The sequence below is a fragment of the Thermus sp. genome (genome assembly GCF_039793865.1).
GTDB lineage: Bacteria > Deinococcota > Deinococci > Deinococcales > Thermaceae > Thermus.
Window position 1 is genome coordinate 1 of sequence record NZ_JBAMMI010000041.1, and the last position, 15,151, is coordinate 15,151.

Annotated in this window: 10 protein-coding genes and 1 pseudogene; 8 read left to right on the forward strand and 3 right to left on the reverse strand. The window is 69.3% G+C overall.

The window, feature by feature from the left end; genetic code table 11:
• The first annotated feature begins 86 nt into the window (after positions 1-86).
• Positions 87-3,023, forward strand: coding sequence for a transcription-repair coupling factor (gene mfd / locus ABJK26_RS03785; protein ID WP_347240903.1), 2,937 nt, complete (start codon positions 87-89; stop codon positions 3,021-3,023).
• Here mfd and ABJK26_RS03790 read toward each other — a convergent pair.
• Positions 3,020-3,577, reverse strand: coding sequence for a hypothetical protein (locus ABJK26_RS03790; protein ID WP_347240904.1), 558 nt, complete (start codon positions 3,575-3,577; stop codon positions 3,020-3,022). The two genes, mfd and ABJK26_RS03790, sit on opposite strands and share 4 nt — an antisense overlap.
• 12 nt (positions 3,578-3,589) lie before the next feature.
• Positions 3,590-4,936, reverse strand: a complete 1,347-nt coding sequence (locus ABJK26_RS03795; RefSeq protein ID WP_347240905.1) for a hypothetical protein — start codon at positions 4,934-4,936, stop codon at positions 3,590-3,592.
• Between the two features lie 122 nt (positions 4,937-5,058).
• Between ABJK26_RS03795 and ABJK26_RS03800 the strand changes: the two genes are divergently transcribed.
• From ABJK26_RS03800 to ABJK26_RS03810, 3 genes are read left to right on the forward strand one after another with little or no spacing between them, the layout of a single operon-like run.
• A complete protein-coding gene (locus tag ABJK26_RS03800) occupies positions 5,059-7,350 on the forward strand; it encodes a 3-hydroxyacyl-CoA dehydrogenase/enoyl-CoA hydratase family protein (protein WP_347240906.1) in 2,292 nt (763 codons plus the stop codon).
• A gap of 11 nt (positions 7,351-7,361) precedes the next feature.
• Positions 7,362-8,555 (forward strand): thiolase family protein, encoded by a 1,194-nt coding sequence (locus ABJK26_RS03805; protein ID WP_347240907.1) that lies wholly within the window; start codon positions 7,362-7,364, stop codon positions 8,553-8,555.
• A 10-nt stretch (positions 8,556-8,565) separates the two neighbouring features.
• A complete protein-coding gene (locus tag ABJK26_RS03810) occupies positions 8,566-10,299 on the forward strand; it encodes an acyl-CoA dehydrogenase family protein (protein ID WP_347240908.1) in 1,734 nt (577 codons plus the stop codon).
• 70 nt (positions 10,300-10,369) lie between these two features.
• Here the strand turns inward: ABJK26_RS03810 and cysS are convergent, their stop codons facing one another.
• Positions 10,370-11,809, reverse strand: a complete 1,440-nt coding sequence (gene cysS / locus ABJK26_RS03815; RefSeq protein WP_347240909.1) for a cysteine--tRNA ligase — start codon at positions 11,807-11,809, stop codon at positions 10,370-10,372.
• Positions 11,810-11,845: 36 nt separating this feature from the next.
• Between cysS and hslO the strand changes: the two are divergent.
• From hslO to ABJK26_RS03835, 4 genes and pseudogenes are all read left to right on the forward strand, one after another.
• Positions 11,846-12,875 (forward strand): annotated as a pseudogene (gene hslO, locus ABJK26_RS03820) (Hsp33 family molecular chaperone HslO).
• Between the two features lie 12 nt (positions 12,876-12,887).
• Complete coding sequence (locus ABJK26_RS03825) at positions 12,888-13,301, forward strand: universal stress protein (protein ID WP_347240910.1); 414 nt, start codon at positions 12,888-12,890, stop codon at positions 13,299-13,301.
• A 9-nt stretch (positions 13,302-13,310) separates the two neighbouring features.
• Positions 13,311-14,549, forward strand: coding sequence for an aminotransferase class I/II-fold pyridoxal phosphate-dependent enzyme (locus ABJK26_RS03830; protein ID WP_347240911.1), 1,239 nt, complete (start codon positions 13,311-13,313; stop codon positions 14,547-14,549).
• Positions 14,550-14,714: 165 nt separating this feature from the next.
• Positions 14,715-15,143, forward strand: coding sequence for a MerR family transcriptional regulator (locus ABJK26_RS03835; protein WP_347240912.1), 429 nt, complete (start codon positions 14,715-14,717; stop codon positions 15,141-15,143).
• Positions 15,144-15,151: the final 8 nt, after the last annotated feature.

The following is a 15,151-nucleotide window of genomic DNA, read 5'->3' on the forward strand; positions in this document are numbered from 1 at the left end:
CCCACAACCTGGGCCTCATGGCCCAGAAAATGGCTGGGTAGCAACTTGGGTTAGAATAGCCTTTGGCCCCTTGGGGCCTTGGCGGCATGGAAATCGCCCTAGAGAGCGTCTACGGCCACCGCCTGGCGCTTCCGCAGGTTGTGGCGGCCCTGCTTTTCTCCCGGGAGGCGCCCCCGGCCCTCCTCCTCGCGCCCGAGGCGCGGCTTAGGCGCTACCGGGACCTCTCGGCCTTCGGGGCGCGGGTCTACGTGAACCCCGGCCTCGAGGCCCTGGAGGAGAGGGCCCTCTTCGTCCTCTCCTACGAGGAGGCCCTAAGCCCCTTCCCCGAGGACCCCGAGGCCTGGCGGCTTCTCCTGGAGGTGGGCCGGAGCTATCCGAGGCAGGTCCTTCTGGAGAGGCTCCTCAAGCTGGGCTACGCCCGGGACGAGGACTACCGGGTGCTGGGGGAGGTGGTGGAGCTCGGCGAGGTGCGCCTGGAGTTCTTCGGGGACGAGCTGGAGAGGCTTCTCGTTGGGGGGGAGGAAAGGCGGCGCCACGTTCTTTTGCCCAAGCCGGGGAAGGCGGAGGGCTTCCCCTCCAAGAAGGTCCTCCACTTCCCGGGGCCCGTCTACCTAGATAGCCCCGCCCTTGCCCCTAAAGAGCTCTGGCCCCTTCTCGCGGGAAGGCCCTGGGTGGCCCTAGGCGGCGGGGTGGAGCTTCCCCCCTTGGAGCTTGGGGCGAAGCCCCTCCCCCCTTACCGGGGAAGCCTGAAGGCCCTGGAAAAGGACCTCGCCCGCTGGCTCGCCGAGGGGAAGCGGGTCCACCTCTTCGTGGGCCACGCCCGCACCCTGGAGTACCTTAAAAAGCGGCTCCAGGCCTTCTCGCCCCTGGTCCTGGACCGCTTCCCGGGGCCCAAGGGGCGGCTTGCCCTCCTCCCCGGGGACTTTGAGGGCGGGGCGGAGTGGGGGGAGTGGGTCCTCCTTACCGAGGCCCTGGTCTTCGCCACCGGGGGGGTGCGGGCGCGGGTCCGGGCGGGGGAGGGGCTTTCCGACCCCGGGGCCCTTTCCCCCGGGGACTACCTCATCCACCCGGAGCACGGCATCGGGCAGTACCTGGGCCTAGAGACCCGGGAGGTTTTGGGGGTCAAGCGGGACTACCTGGTCCTGCGCTACAAGGGGGAAGGGAGGCTTTACCTCCCCGTGGAGCAGCTCCCTCTCCTTAAGCGCCACCCCGGCACCACCGACGACCCCCCGGAGCTTTCCTCCCTGGGCAAGGGGGAGTGGCAGCGGGCCAAGGAGCGGGCGCGGAAGGACGTGGAGGAGCTCGCGGGGCGCCTCCTCGTCCTCCAGGCCAGGCGCAAGGCCACCCCGGGCCGGGCCTTCCCTCCTCTTCCCGAGTGGGACCCCCTGGTGGAGGAGGGCTTCCCCTACGAGCTCACCCCCGACCAGAAGCAGGCCCTGGAGGAGGTGCTCCGGGACCTCGAGGCCCCCCACCCCATGGACCGCCTGGTCTCGGGGGACGTGGGCTTCGGCAAGACCGAGGTGGCCCTGAGGGCCGCCCACCGGGTGGTGGGGCACGGCGCCCAGGTGGCCTTCCTCGTGCCCACCACCCTCCTCGCCGAGCAGCACGGGAAGACCTTCAAGGAGCGCTTCCAGGGCCTGCCCGTGCGGGTGGCCGTCCTCTCCCGCTTCACCCCGCCCAAGGAGGAGGAGGCCATCCTGAAGGGCCTCGCCGAGGGCACGGTGGACCTCGTCATCGGCACCCACCGCCTCCTCCAGGAGGACGTGCGCTTCAAGGACCTCGGCCTCCTCATCGTGGACGAGGAGCACCGCTTCGGCGTGGCCCAGAAGGAGAGGATCCGGGAGCTCAAGGCGGAGGTGGACACCCTCTACCTCTCCGCCACCCCCATTCCCCGCACCCTCTACTCCGCCCTGGTGGGGCTTAAGGACCTCTCCAGCATAAGGACCCCGCCCCCCGGGAGAAAGCCCATCCGGACCTTCCTCGCCCCCTTTGACCCCCTCTTGGTGCGGGAGGCCATCCTCTTTGAGCTGGAGCGGGGGGGCAAGGTCTTCTACGTCCACGACCGGGTGGCCTCCATGGAGGCCAGGCGGCGCTTTCTGGAAGGGCTCGTCCCCGAGGCCCGCATCGGGGTGGTCCACGGCCAGATGCCCGAGGGCCTCATAGAGGAGACCATGCTCCTCTTCGCCGAGGGGGCCTACGACGTTCTCCTCGCCACCACCATCATTGAGGCCGGCCTGGACGTCCCCGAGGCCAACACCATCCTCATAGAGCGGGCGGACCGCCTGGGCCTCGCCACCTTGTACCAGCTCCGGGGCCGGGTGGGGCGCAGGGAGGAGGAGGCCTACGCCTACCTCTTCCACCCGCCCCGCCTCACCGAGGCCGCGGAGAAGCGCCTCGCCGCCATCGCCGACCTCTCCGACCTGGGCTCGGGCCACCTCCTGGCGGAGCGGGACATGGAGATAAGGGGCGTGGGGAACCTCCTCGGCCCCGAGCAGCACGGGCACATCCGGGCGCTTTCCCTCGAGGTCTACACCGAGCTTCTGGAGGAGGCCATCCGCAGGCTCAAGGGGGAGGTCAAGGAGGAGAGGAGGCACGTGACGGTGGACCTCGCCCTCTCCGCCCGCCTGCCCGCGGAGTACGTGGGGAGCCTCGAGGCCCGTAGCCGCTACTACAGCCGCTTCGCCGAGGCGAAAAGCCTCGCCGAGCTTTCCCGCCTGGTGCGGGAGCTAAAGGAGCGCTACGGGCCCTTGCCCGAGGAGGCGGAGAACTTCGTGAACCTCACCCGGCTCCGCCTGGTGGCGGAGAGGAAGGGGGTGGTCTCCATCACCGAAAGCCTCACCCACCTGGAGGTGGTCTTCCCCCGCCACCCCCTGGACTACGACGCCCGGGGCCTCAAGAGCCTCCCTTGCCGGGTGGAGCTCACTCAGTACCCGCCGGGTTTTCGCCTGGAGAAAAAGGGCCTAAGGCCCCGGGACTGCCCCGAGGCCCTCTTGGAGGTCCTTTACCTCTTCGCCGACCGCTAGGGGTTTGCGATCAGGTTGAAAAGCCTAAGGCGCAGGACCACCTCGGCCTGGGTGAGGGTGTACTGGACCTGGTCCCCGCTATTCACCCGGACCCGGGCCCCGAGGCGGAAGGCCCCGGTCTTGATGAGGTTGTAGAGGCGGTCGCCGGGCCCTATGGCGAGGCTTCCGTCCAGGGTGGCCGTCTCCCCGCGGTTCAGGGTGAGGGAGGCGGTCTTCACGGCGAAGTCCCCTCCTGTGCCGTCGTAGAGGTTAGAGTCGCTCTGGGGCCCCGCCCGGACCTCGAGGGTGAGGTCTGCGGCAGAGTTGCCCGTGTTCTGAAGCCCCACCTGGAGGGCGATCTGCCCGTCCTCCAGGGCCTCGGCCCCCGGCACCTGGATTTCCTGCCCCGCCGGGTCGTCGGGGAGGCGCACCTCGGCCTGGGTGAGGCTTAGGGTCCCCGAGCGGTTTCCCTCGGGAACGAAGCTCAGGAGGTCCACCTCCACCCGGTGCACCGTGTGGCCGCTACAGGCCGCGAGGGCCAGGGCGAGTCCCATGAGAAAGAGCGCGCGCTTCACAGGCCACCTCCTCTAAAAGCTCACCGCGAGAGCGATGCCGTAGACCGTGCCCCCCACCAGGGGCGCCTCGTGGGTGGTGAGGGCGAGGTCCAGGGCCAGGGCCTCCAGGTTCACCCCCGCCCCCAGGCCGAAGCGAAAGCCCCCCTCCAGGCCCACCCCCGTCCGCAGGGCCCAGGGGCCCAGGCCGTACTCCAGTCCCAGGTGGAAGGCGGGGGCGGTGCTGCCGAAGCGGGCGTCGGCGGCGAGGAGGAGGCTACCCACCTCCAGGGGCAGGCGGTAGGCCCCGTTCAGGAGGAACTCGGGGGCAAAGAGGTCGCTCCTTTTGGTGGTGGGGGTCCGGGTCTCCGCCGTGCCGTCATAAGCCACCTCGAGGCCCTCCCACTGGGAGAAGCCAAGGAGGTTCCTCGCCCCAAGCCCCAGGGCCCACGCCCCCCCGTCCACCGCCACGCCCAGGTCGGCCCGGAGGCCAAAGCCCTGCCCCTCCGCCCCCTGGCCGAAGGCCCCCTCCAGGAAGGGGGCGTAGCTCAGGAAGTAGCGGTAGCGGTACTCCGCCCCCTGCACGTTGCCGTTTTGGTCAAAGGTAGGGCGGGCCTCGGCGTTGCCCTCGGCGTAGGCCAGGCCGTAAAACCCTTCGCCCCTCGCCCCCACGTAGACCTTGCCGAGGCCCGGCACCTCGGCAAGGGGCAGGGCGAAGCCCAGGGCCAGGCTGAACCCGGCGCTATAGCTGCCGCTGGCCTCGAGGGCGCAAGGGGAAGGGGTGCTCCCCTTGCAGGGGTCCAGGCTTCCGCTCGCCAGGGCCTGGGCCAGGGCGGGGCTTGGGCTCACCCTCAGGCCCTGGGCCCCGGCGAAGGTCCCAAGCCTCAGGTAGGTGCCGGGCCCAAGCTCCAAGGCGATGGGGAGAAGGGGGTCCGGGACGAGGGCCCGGGGCTTTCCCGGATCGCTCCCCACCTGGAAGGAGGGAACCAGGGGCTTGCCCGAGCCATCGGTGATGGAGACCCCATTGGCGCTCACCCGGAAGACCACCTCGTCGGGGCTTCTTGCCGGGTTGAGGAGGAAGCTATCTAGGTGGGCGGCCTGGTCGTAAAAGCTCAGGAGGTCAAACCGGGTGCGGAAGGCCTGGGGGTCGGTGAAGTAGGCGAAGGGGCTGGTTTCCGGGAAAAAGGGGAGAAGCCGGAGGAGGCCCACGGGAACCTGGAACCCCTCCTCCTCCCAACTTCCCGGGAAGGCGGCGTAGGCGGGGTTGGCCCCGGCCTGGGAGGGCCCGGGCAGGAGGACGCCCCCCATGCCCAGGCTTCGCACCCCCTGGGCGAGCCCCAGGGCCGAAAGCCCCATAGCCAGAAGGACAAGGGTTCTCCTCATACGGCTTTCATTCTACCCAGGTTTCTTTCCCCGGGTCAAGCTTTTGGGGGGCCTCGAGGCCGCCCCCCTTTGACAGGCGGCCCTTGGCGGCGTAAACTTTGACTCAGTATAAGGAGGTGCCCATGATCAAGAAGGTAGGCGTGGTGGGCGCGGGGACCATGGGTAGCGGGATCGCCGCCCTGGTGGCCAGCGCCGGGGTCCCGGTGGTGCTCTTGGACATCCCCGGGAAGGAGGACCGGAACGAGCCCGCCAAGCGGGGCCTGGAGCGGGCGCTCAAGGCCAAGCCCGCGGCCTTCATGGACCCCGAGCGGGCCCGGCACATTGAGATCGGCAACACCGAGGACCACCTGGAGAAGCTCAAGGACTGCGACTGGGTGGTGGAGGCCATCCTGGAGAAGCCGGAGCCCAAAAGGGCCCTCTACGCCCGCCTCGAGGCCCTCCTCAAGCCCACGGCCATCGTCAGCTCCAACACGAGCGGAATTCCCATGAAAGTGCTCCTTGAGGGGCGCTCCGAGGCCTTCCGCCGACGCTTCCTGGGCACCCACTTCTTCAACCCGCCCCGCTACCTCCACCTCCTGGAGCTCATCCCCACCCCCGAGACCGACCCCAAGGTCCTGGAGGAGATCCGCCGCTTCGGGGAGCGCATTTTGGGCAAGGGCACCGTCCTCGCCAAGGACGCCCCGGGCTTCATCGCCAACCGCCTCGGGGTCTACGGCATGGTCCAGGCGGTGCGCCTCATGGAGAAGCACGGCCTCACCATTGACGAGGTGGACGCCCTCACCGGGCCCCTCCTCGGCCGCCCCAACTCCGCCACCTTCCGCACCGCCGACCTCACGGGCCTGGACGTGCTGAAGCTCGTGACCGAGGAGCTCGCCCAGGCCACGGGGGAGGACTTCGCCCTTCCCGGCTGGGTCCATAAGCTGGTGGAGGAGGGCCGCCTGGGGGAGAAGGCGGGGGCGGGGTTCTACAAGCGGGTGAACGGGGAGATCTACACCCTGGACCCCAGGACCCTGGACTACGCGCCCCGGGCCAAGCTGGACCTCCCCGAGCTTCGCGCCCTCCGCGACCTCCCCTTGAGGGAGCGCTTTCCCAAGGTTTTGGACCTCCCCGGCAAGTACGGGGCTTTCCTCCGGGAGCTTTTCGCCAAGACCGCCCACTACACCCTGGAGAAGGCCCCCGGGATCGCCTACGACCTCGCCTCCGTGGACCAGGCCCTGGAGTGGGGCTTCGGCTGGGAGGAGGGGCCTTTTAAGAACATGGACGCCGTGGGGCTTGCCCGGGTGGAGGCCCTCTTCGCCGAGCACGGCCTAGAGGCCCCTGACCTCCTTGGGAAGGCCCAGGGGGCCTTCTACAAGGACGGGACCTACCTGGGCTTTGACGGCGCCTACCGCCCCCTGCCCAAGCGGGAGGGGGTCATCTCCTTAAAGGCCCTCAAGTCCGAGGGGAAGACCCTCTTGGAGGGCAAGGAGGCGGCCCTTTTAGACCTCGGAGACGGGGTGGCCCTTTTGGAGTTCCGCACCAAGATGAACGCCATCGGGGAAGGGGTCATCCGGATGCTCCAGAAAAGCCTGGAGTTCGTGGAGGAGAAGGGCTACGTGGGCCTCGTCATCGGCAACGAGGACCCGAGGGCCTTCTCCGCCGGGGCCAACCTGGCCCTCATCCTCTCCCTGGCCCAGGAGGGGGACTGGGACGAGCTCGCCCTGGCGGTGCGCCAGTTCCAGAAGGCCTCCATGTCCCTGCGCTATAGCCCCTTCCCCGTGGTGGTGGCGCCCTTCGGGCTCACCCTGGGGGGCGGGGCGGAGTTCACCCTCCACGCCGACCGGGTCCAGGCCCACGCCGAGCTCTACATGGGCCTGGTGGAGGCCGGGGTGGGGCTTCTCCCTGCGGGAGGCGGCACCAAGGAGATGCTCCTCCGCTTCACCCAGGAGCTAAGCCCCTACGAGGAGGCCGACCCCTTTGAGGCGGTGAAGCGGGCCTTCGGGCTCATCGCCATGGCGAGGACCTCCACGAGCGCCCTCGAGGCCCAGAGGATGGGCTTCCTCCGGGACGGGGACGGGATCAGCATGAACCGGGACTTCCTCATCGCCGACGCCAAGAGGCGGGTTTTGGAGCTCGCCCCCGACTACCGCCCCCCCCTCGCCCCGCGGATCCGGGTCCTGGGGAGCGAGGCCCTGGGCAACCTCCGCTACGCCGTCTGGTCCTTCCGCGAGGCGGGGGAGATCACGGACCACGACATGCGGATCGGCCTGGAAATCGCCTACGTCCTCTCCGGCGGGGAGGGCCCGGCCCGGGAGGTCTCCGAGTGGGACCTCCTGGACCTGGAGCGGGAGGCCTTCTTGAAGCTCCTCGGCACCCGGAAGACCCAGGAGCGCATCGCCTACACCCTGAAGACGGGGAAGCCTCTCAGGAACTAAAGGGGGAAAAGATGCGGGATGCGGTCATCGTGAGCGCGGTACGGAGCCCCGTGGCCCGGGGCAAGAAGGACGGGGCCTTGGCCACCCTCCACCCCGTGGACCTCTCCGCCCAGGTGATGCGGGCCGCGGTGGAGCGGGCGGGCCTGGACCCTAGGGAGCTTGAGGACGTCCTCTGGGGGTGCGCCATGCCCGAGGCGGCCCAGGGGCTGAACATCGCCCGGCTCGCCCTCCTCCGGGCGGGCTTTCCCGTGGAGGTGGCGGGGGCCACGGTCAACCGCTTCTGCTCCAGCGGCCTCCAGACCATCGCCATGGCCGCCCAGGCGGTGATGACGGGCATGGCCGACGCCGTCTTGGCGGGGGGCGTGGAGATGATGAGCCAGGTGCCCATGTCGGGCTTCCACACGAGGCTCCACCCCGACCTCACCCCCACGGAGTGGAGCCCCGAGACCTACTCCACCTACATCGGCATGGGCTTCACCGCCGAACGGGTGGCGGAGCGCTTCGGCATAAGCCGCGAGGACCAGGACCGGTGGGCCCTAAGGAGCCACCAGAAGGCGGCCCAGGCCTGGGCCGAGGGGCGCTTCGGCGAGGTGGTCCCCATCCGGGTGCCCAAGGTGACCTACCAGGGCACCCGGAAGCGGGTGGAGGAGGTTCTCTTCACCCGGGACGAGACCGTGCGGCCGGAGACCAGCCTCGAGGCCCTCTCCAAGCTGAGGCCCGCCTTTAAAAAGAACGGCACCGTGACCGCGGGCAACGCGAGCCCCTACTCCGACGGGGCGGCGGCGGTGGTGGTCATGAGCCGGGAGAAGGCGGAGGCCTTGGGCCTAAAGCCCCTCGCCCGCTTCCTGAGCTTCGCCGTGGCCGGGGTGGAGCCCGACATCATGGGCGTGGGCCCCGTGAAAGCGGTGCCCAAGGCCCTGAAGCGGGCCGGGCTCACCCTGGACCAGATCGCCCTCATTGAGTTCAACGAGGCCTTCGCCGCCCAGGTCTTGGCGGTGATGCGGGCCTTGGAGATGCCTGAGGAGCGAACCAACGTGAACGGCGGGGCCATCGCCCTGGGCCACCCCCTGGGGGCCACGGGGGCCAAGCTCACCGCCCAGCTCCTCACCGAGCTTAGGAGGCGGGGCGGGGGGTACGGTCTCGTCACCATGTGCATCGGCGGCGGCATGGGCGCCGCGGGCGTGTTTGAGGTGTACCCGGCCTAAGGAGGAGAGCATGACCGAGGAAAAGAAGCTTTGGCAAAAAGGCGGCGGCTGGCTTCTTGGGGTGCCGGAGCGGGTCTACACCCCGGAGGACTTTGACGAGAGCGTCAAGGAGATCGCCCGCACCACCCGCGCCTTCGTGGAGCGGGAGGTCCTTCCCCTCCTGGAGCGGATGGAGCACGGGGAGCTGGAGCTCAACGTGCCCCTCATGAAGAAGGCGGGGGAGCTCGGGCTTCTCGCCATTGAGATCCCCGAGGAGTACGGGGGTCTGGACCTCCCTAAGGTGATCTCCACCGTGGTGGCCGAGGAGCTTTCGGGAAGCGGGGGCTTTTCCGTCACCTACGGGGCGCATACCTCCATCGGCACCCTGCCCCTCGTCTACTTCGGCACCGAGGAGCAGAAGCGCAAATACCTCCCGAAGCTCGCGAGCGGGGAGTGGATCGCCGCCTACTGCCTCACCGAGCCGGGCTCGGGCTCGGACGCCCTTGCCGCCAAGACCCGGGCCACCCTCTCCGAAGACGGCAAGCACTACGTCCTGAACGGGGTCAAGCAGTGGATCTCCAACGCGGGCTTCGCCCACCTCTTCACCGTCTTCGCCAAGGTGGACGGGGAGCACTTCACCGCCTTCCTGGTGGAGCGGGGCACCCCGGGGCTTTCCTTCGGACCCGAGGAGAAGAAGATGGGCATCAAGGCCTCCAGCACCCGCCAGGTGATCCTGGAGGACGTGAAGGTGCCCGTGGAGAACGTCCTCGGGGAGGTGGGCAAGGGGCACAAGATCGCCTTCAACGTCCTCAACGTGGGCCGCTACAAGCTGGGGGCGGGGGCCGTGGGGGGGGCGAAGCGGGCCTTGGAGCTTTCTGCCCAGTACGCCAACCAAAGGGTGCAGTTCGGCCGCCCCATCGGCCGCTTCGGCCTCATCCAGCAGAAGCTCGGCGAGATGGCGAGCCGCATCTACGCCGCGGAGAGCGCCGTCTACCGCACCGTGGGCCTCATTGACGAGGCCCTTTCCGGCAAGAAGGGGCCCGAGGCGGTGATGGCGGGTATCGAGGAGTACGCCGTGGAGGCCAGCATCATCAAGGTGCTGGGCTCCGAGGTCCTGGACTACGCCGTGGACGAGGGGGTGCAGATCCACGGGGGCTACGGCTACTCCCAGGAGTACCCCATTGAAAGGGCCTACCGCGACGCTCGCATCAACCGCATCTTTGAGGGGACCAACGAGATCAACCGCCTCCTCATCCCGGGCATGCTCCTCCGCCGGGCCCTGAAGGGGCAGCTTCCCCTCTTCCAGGCGGCCATGAGGCTCCAGAAGGAGCTTTTGGAGCCCGCCTTTGAGGAGCCCGAGGACCTCGAGCTCCACCAGGTCCAGAACCTTAAGAAGCTCGCCCTCATGGTGGCGGGCCTCGCGGCGCAGAAGTACGGCCAGGGGGTGGAGGAGGAGCAGGAGGTGCTGGGGGCCGTGGCCGACATCCTCATCGACGCCTACGCCGCGGAGAGCGCCCTCCTCCGGGCCAGGCGGCTTGGCGGGCTCGCCGAGGGGCTGGCCCGCATCTACCTGGCCCAGGCCCTGGACCGGGCCCAGGCGGGGGCGCTTTCCGTCCTGCCCCGCCTCGTGGAAGGGGACGAGGCCCGGGTGGTCTACTCCGCCGCCCGCAGGCTCACCAAAAGGGAGCCCCTGGACCTCGTGGCCCTGCGCCGCCAGGCGGCGGAAGCGGTGCTGGAGGCGGGGGGCTACCCCATTTTGCGCTAGGGACCCCACCGCGGCCTTCGCCGTGGTGGAGGCCTGACCCCGTGTGGGGAAAGCCCGCACGGGGCGCTCTTTAGCGCTCTAGGCGCCACCTGGGACCCTCCTTGGTGTCCTCCACCACCACCCCCAGGGCCTTTAGCCTCTCCCGGATGAGGTCGCTCTTGGCGTAGTCCTTGGCCCGCCTCGCCTCTTCCCTGAGCTCCAGGAGGAGGGCGATGAGGTCTTCCAAAAGGGGTCCCGAGACCTTTTCCTCCAGGACCCTCTCAGGGAAGAGGCCGAGGATCCCCTCCCCCAGGGTGTGGAGGAGGGCCTCGGCCCGGGCCAGGCTTTCCGCCTTGGCCTCGGGGAGGAGGCGGTTTAGCTCGGGAAGGAAGCCGAAGAGGGCGGCCAGGGCCTCGGGGGTGGAGAGGTCGTCCTCTATGGCCTCCATGAAGGCCTTTTCCAGGGCGTCCAGCGCCCTTTCCAGCTCCGGGGTGGCGCCGGGGGGAGCGGCCTTCCTGCGCGCGCGCACCTCCCGGTAGGCGTGGAGGAGGCGGCCATACCCCTTTTTGGCGCCCTCCAGCCCTTCCCAGGTGAAGTCCATGGGGCTCCGGTAGTGGGTCTGGAGGAGGTAGAAGCGCACCGCCATGGGCTCGTGGGCCTTGAGGAGGTCGTGGAGGAGGACGAGGTTCCCCGTGCTCTTGGCCATCTTCTCCCCTTGGAGGAGGACATGGTTGTGGTGCATCCAGTGCCGGGCGAAGCGGAAGCCCGCCGCCTCCGCCTGGGCGATCTCGCACTCGTGGTGGGGGAACTGGAGGTCTATCCCCCCGGCGTGGAGGTCAAACCCCTCCCCCAGGTACTTGAGGCTCATGGCGGTGCACTCAATGTGCCAGCCGGGGTAGCCTTCCCCCCAGGGGCTTTTCCAGCGCATGAGGTGCCCGGGCTCGGCGGCCTTCCAGAGGGCGAAGTCCAAGGGGTCCTCCTTCTCCTCCCGCACCTCCACCCGGGCTCCCGCCCGAAGCTCCTCCAGGCGTTTCCCCGAGAGCTTGCCGTACTCGGGGAAGGAGCGCACCCGGAAGTAGACGCTTCCTTTCCGCTCGTAGGCGTGTCCCAGGGCGAGGAGCCTTTCCGTGAGCTCCAGCATCTCCGGGATGTGGCCGCTGGCCCTGGGGGCGATGGAGGGCCTGAGGACGTTTAGGGCCTTGAGGGCGTCAAAGTAGCTCCAGGTGTACTTCTCCGCCACCTCCATGGGCTCGAGGCGCTCCAGCTTGGCCCGCTTCAGGATCTTGTCCTCGCCCTCCTCGTCCTCGGTGAGGTGGCCCACGTCGGTGATGTTGGAGACGAAGCGGACCTTGTAGCCCTGGTGGAGGAGGTACCGCCTGAGGACGTCGTAGACGATGGGCCCCCGGGCGTGGCCCAGGTGAGGGTCGGCGTAAACCGTGGGGCCGCAGACGTAGATCCCCGCGTGGCCGGGGACCGCCGGCTCAAAGGGCACCTTGCGCCTTTGCAGGGTGTCGTAGATCACGAGGCCCATATGGGGGATTATAGGCCCGTGGCATAATGGCGGGGTATGGGAAGGATCCTTAGGGGCCTTGCCGGGGGAGGGGACTTGCGGGTGGTGGCCGCCGAGACCACGGACGTGGTGGAGGAGGCGAGGCTTCGCCGCGGCCTTTCCCCCACGGCCACCGCCGCTTTGGGCCGGGCCATGACCGGGGCCCTCCTCCTCGCCCAGCTCCTCCTCAAGACCCACAAGGAGCGCCTCACCTTGCGGGTGGAGGGCGCGGGGCCCCTGGGGGGCATGGTGGTGGAGGCGGACGCCTTCGGGCACGTGCGGGGCTACGTGAAAAACCCCAGGGCCGAGGTGCCCCTCCGGGAGGACGGGAAGCTGGACGTGGGAACGCTCGTGGGGGCCGGGGCCTTGCGGGTGGACCGGAGCCTGCCGAATGGCGAGATCTACACCAGCGCCGTGCCCCTGGTCTCGGGGGAGATCGCCGAGGACCTGGCCCACTACCTCTTCCAGTCGGAGCAGATCCCTTCCGCCGTGCTCCTCGGCGTGCGGGTCAAGGGGGAGGGGGAGGTGGAGGTGGCGGGGGGCGTGGCCGTGCAGGTGATGCCGGGAGCCAAGGAGGAGGTCTTGGGCCGCCTCGAGGCCAACCTGAAGGCCCTCCCCGGCCTCACCCCCCTCCTCCGGGAACGGGGCCTGGAGGGGGCCCTGGAGGCCCTCCTTGCGGGCCTGGGTTTTGAGCGCACCGACCTTCGCGCCCTGCCTGGGCTATTCCCAGAACGAGATCCCCGCCCGCTTCCTTTGCCGCTGCAGCCGGGAGAAGGCCCTGGAGGCCCTGGTCTTCTTCACCCCCGAGGAAAGGGAGGAGATGATCGTGAAGGACGGGGGCGCGGAGGTGGTCTGCCACTGGTGCGGGGAGGTCTACCGCTTCTCTCCCGAGGAGGTGCGCTCCCTGGTGGCCGAGGTGCGCTGCCCCGACTGCGGGGCGCTTTGGCTCTACCCCAAGGCGGACGGCACCCTGGCCCGCATAGAGGGGGATACCTGCCGCTGCGGCCGCAAGGTGGAGTTCCCCTCGGAAGTCCGGCCGCAGGCCTGATAAGCTTGGGCCATGTTCAAGACCATCCTCCTGGCCTACGACGGCTCGGAGCACGCGAAGCGGGCGGCGGAGGTGGCCAAGGCCGAGGCGGAGGCCCACGGGGCGAGGCTTATTGTGGTCCACGCCTACGAGCCCGTGCCCGACTACCTGGGGGACCCCTTTTTTGAGGAGGCCTTGAAGCGCCGCCTGGAGCGGGCGGAGAAGGTCCTGGCCGAGGCGGTGGCCCTCACCGGGGTGTCCCCGGAGAACGCCCTCCTCCTGGAGGGCCGCCCGGCGGAGGCCATCCTCGAGGCCGCCCGGGGAGAAAAGGCCGACCTCATCGTCATGGGCACCCGGGGCCTGGGGGCGGTGGGGAGCCTCTTCCTGGGAAGCCAGAGCCAGAAGGTGTTGGCCGAGGCCCCCTGTCCCGTGCTCCTCGTGCGCTAGGGAGGAAGGATGAGGTACGAGACCCTGGCGGTGCTTTCCGGCCTCCCCGAGGACCCCCACGGGGCGGTGGGGCTTCCCATCTACGCCGTGGCCGCCTACGGCTTCAAGACCTTGGAGGAAGGGCAGGAGCGCTTCGCCACCGGGGAAGGCTACGTCTACGCCCGGCAGAAGGACCCCACGGCCAAGGCCTTGGAGGAAAGGCTCAAGGCCCTAGAGGGGGCCCTGGAGGCCGTGGCCCTGGCCTCGGGGCAGGCGGCCACCTTCGCTGCCCTCCTCGCCCTCCTCCGCCAGGGGGACGAGGTGGTGGCGGCCAAGGGGCTTTTCGGCCAGACCATCGGGCTTTTTCAGCAGGTCTTGGGCCTCATGGGGGTGAGGGTGCGCTACGTGGACCCCGAGCCCGAGGGGGTGCGGGAGGCCCTCACGGAGAAGACCCGGGTCCTTTTCGTGGAGACCATGGCCAACCCCGCCCTCCTCGTGCCCGACCTCGAGGCCCTGGCTTCCCTGGCCGAGGAGAGGGGCGTGGCCCTGGTGGTGGACAACACCTTCGGGGCGGCGGGGGCGCTTTGTAGGCCCCTAGCGTGGGGGGCCCACGTGGTGGTGCAAAGCCTCACCAAGTGGGCCTCGGGGCACGGCTCGGTGCTGGGCGGGGCGGTGCTTTCCCGGGAAACTTCCCTTTGGGAGCGCTTTCCCCAGTTCCTGGAGCCCGACTCCAAGGGCCAGATCCCCTGGGAGGCCCTGGGGGCCAGGTGCTACCCCGAAAGGGTGCGCACCTTGGGGCTCTCCCTCTTGGGCATGAGCCTCTCTCCCTTCCACGCCTACCTCCTCTTCCAGGGCCTGGAGACCGTAGCCCTGAGGGTTTCGCGGATGAGCGCGACCGCAAGCTTCCTCGCCGAGCGCCTCCAGGGCCACCCCAAGGTGAAGGCCCTCCGCTATCCCGGCCTCCCCGGGGACCCGGCCTACCCCAACGCGCAAAAGTACCTGGCCTCGGGGGGTCCCATGCTCACCCTGGACCTGGGAAGCCGGGAGGCGGCGAGCCGCTTCCTCGGGGCCATCCGCCTCCTCAAGGCGGCGAACCTGGGGGACGCCCGCACCCTCTTGGTGCACCCCTGGACCACTACCCACAGCCGCCTGAAGGAGGAGGCGAGGCTTCAGGCCGGGGTCACCCCGGGGCTCGTGCGGGTCTCCGTGGGCTTGGAGGATCCGGAGGACCTGCTGGCCCTCTTCCTGGAGGCCTTGGAGGCGGTGTAGCCATGGGCCCTTGGGTGGCTTTGAAGGTGGCGGGTGTGGCTATGGAGGGTGAGGGTTCGGGTCTAGAGAGGAGATATGTGGCACATGCCAGCTTAATCGTGAAAAGATACACTAGCGCACCTCTCCGGCCCGCCCCTTCTGAAACCCCCGGATAAGGGGTGAGCCATGCCTCTTACCATCGGTCAGCTCGCCCGAGCCTTTGGCCTCTCCCCGGACGCCCTCCGCTACTACGAGAGGCTCGGCCTCCTCGCCCCCGAGGGGCGGACGAAAGGGGGGTACCGCCTCTACGGGGATCAAGCCCTTGACCGCCTCCGCTTCATCAAGGAGGCCCAGGCGGCGGGGCTTAGGCTGGAGGACATCGCCGGGATCCTCCGGGCCATGGAGGGGGGGCAGCCCCCTTGCCGCCACGTGCGGGAGGCCCTGGAAAGGCGTTTAGAGGAGGCGCGGCGCAGGCTTCGGGAACTCCAGGCCTTAGAGAGGGCCCTGGCCGAACGGCTTGCCTACGCCGAGGCCCACCCCGACCCCGCCTGCGACGGGAAGGACCACTGCGTCTACCTGGACCCCCTTGACCCTAGAGCTTGCTCTAGGGTCTAACCTGGGGG

Bases quoted from the DNA above. Each gene is read 5' to 3' on its own strand.
- ABJK26_RS03810 (WP_347240908.1), top strand. From the start codon at position 8,566: ATGACCGAGGAAAAGAAGCTTTGGCAAAAAGGCGGCGGCTGGCTTCTT.
- ABJK26_RS03805 (WP_347240907.1), top strand. From the start codon at position 7,362: ATGCGGGATGCGGTCATCGTGAGCGCGGTACGGAGCCCCGTGGCCCGG.
- ABJK26_RS03825 (WP_347240910.1), top strand. From the start codon at position 12,888: ATGTTCAAGACCATCCTCCTGGCCTACGACGGCTCGGAGCACGCGAAG.
- ABJK26_RS03795 (WP_347240905.1), bottom strand. From the start codon at position 4,936: ATGAGGAGAACCCTTGTCCTTCTGGCTATGGGGCTTTCGGCCCTGGGG.
- mfd (WP_347240903.1), top strand. From the start codon at position 87: ATGGAAATCGCCCTAGAGAGCGTCTACGGCCACCGCCTGGCGCTTCCG.
- ABJK26_RS03830 (WP_347240911.1), top strand. From the start codon at position 13,311: ATGAGGTACGAGACCCTGGCGGTGCTTTCCGGCCTCCCCGAGGACCCC.
- ABJK26_RS03800 (WP_347240906.1), top strand. From the start codon at position 5,059: ATGATCAAGAAGGTAGGCGTGGTGGGCGCGGGGACCATGGGTAGCGGG.
- cysS (WP_347240909.1), bottom strand. From the start codon at position 11,809: ATGGGCCTCGTGATCTACGACACCCTGCAAAGGCGCAAGGTGCCCTTT.
- ABJK26_RS03835 (WP_347240912.1), top strand. From the start codon at position 14,715: ATGCCTCTTACCATCGGTCAGCTCGCCCGAGCCTTTGGCCTCTCCCCG.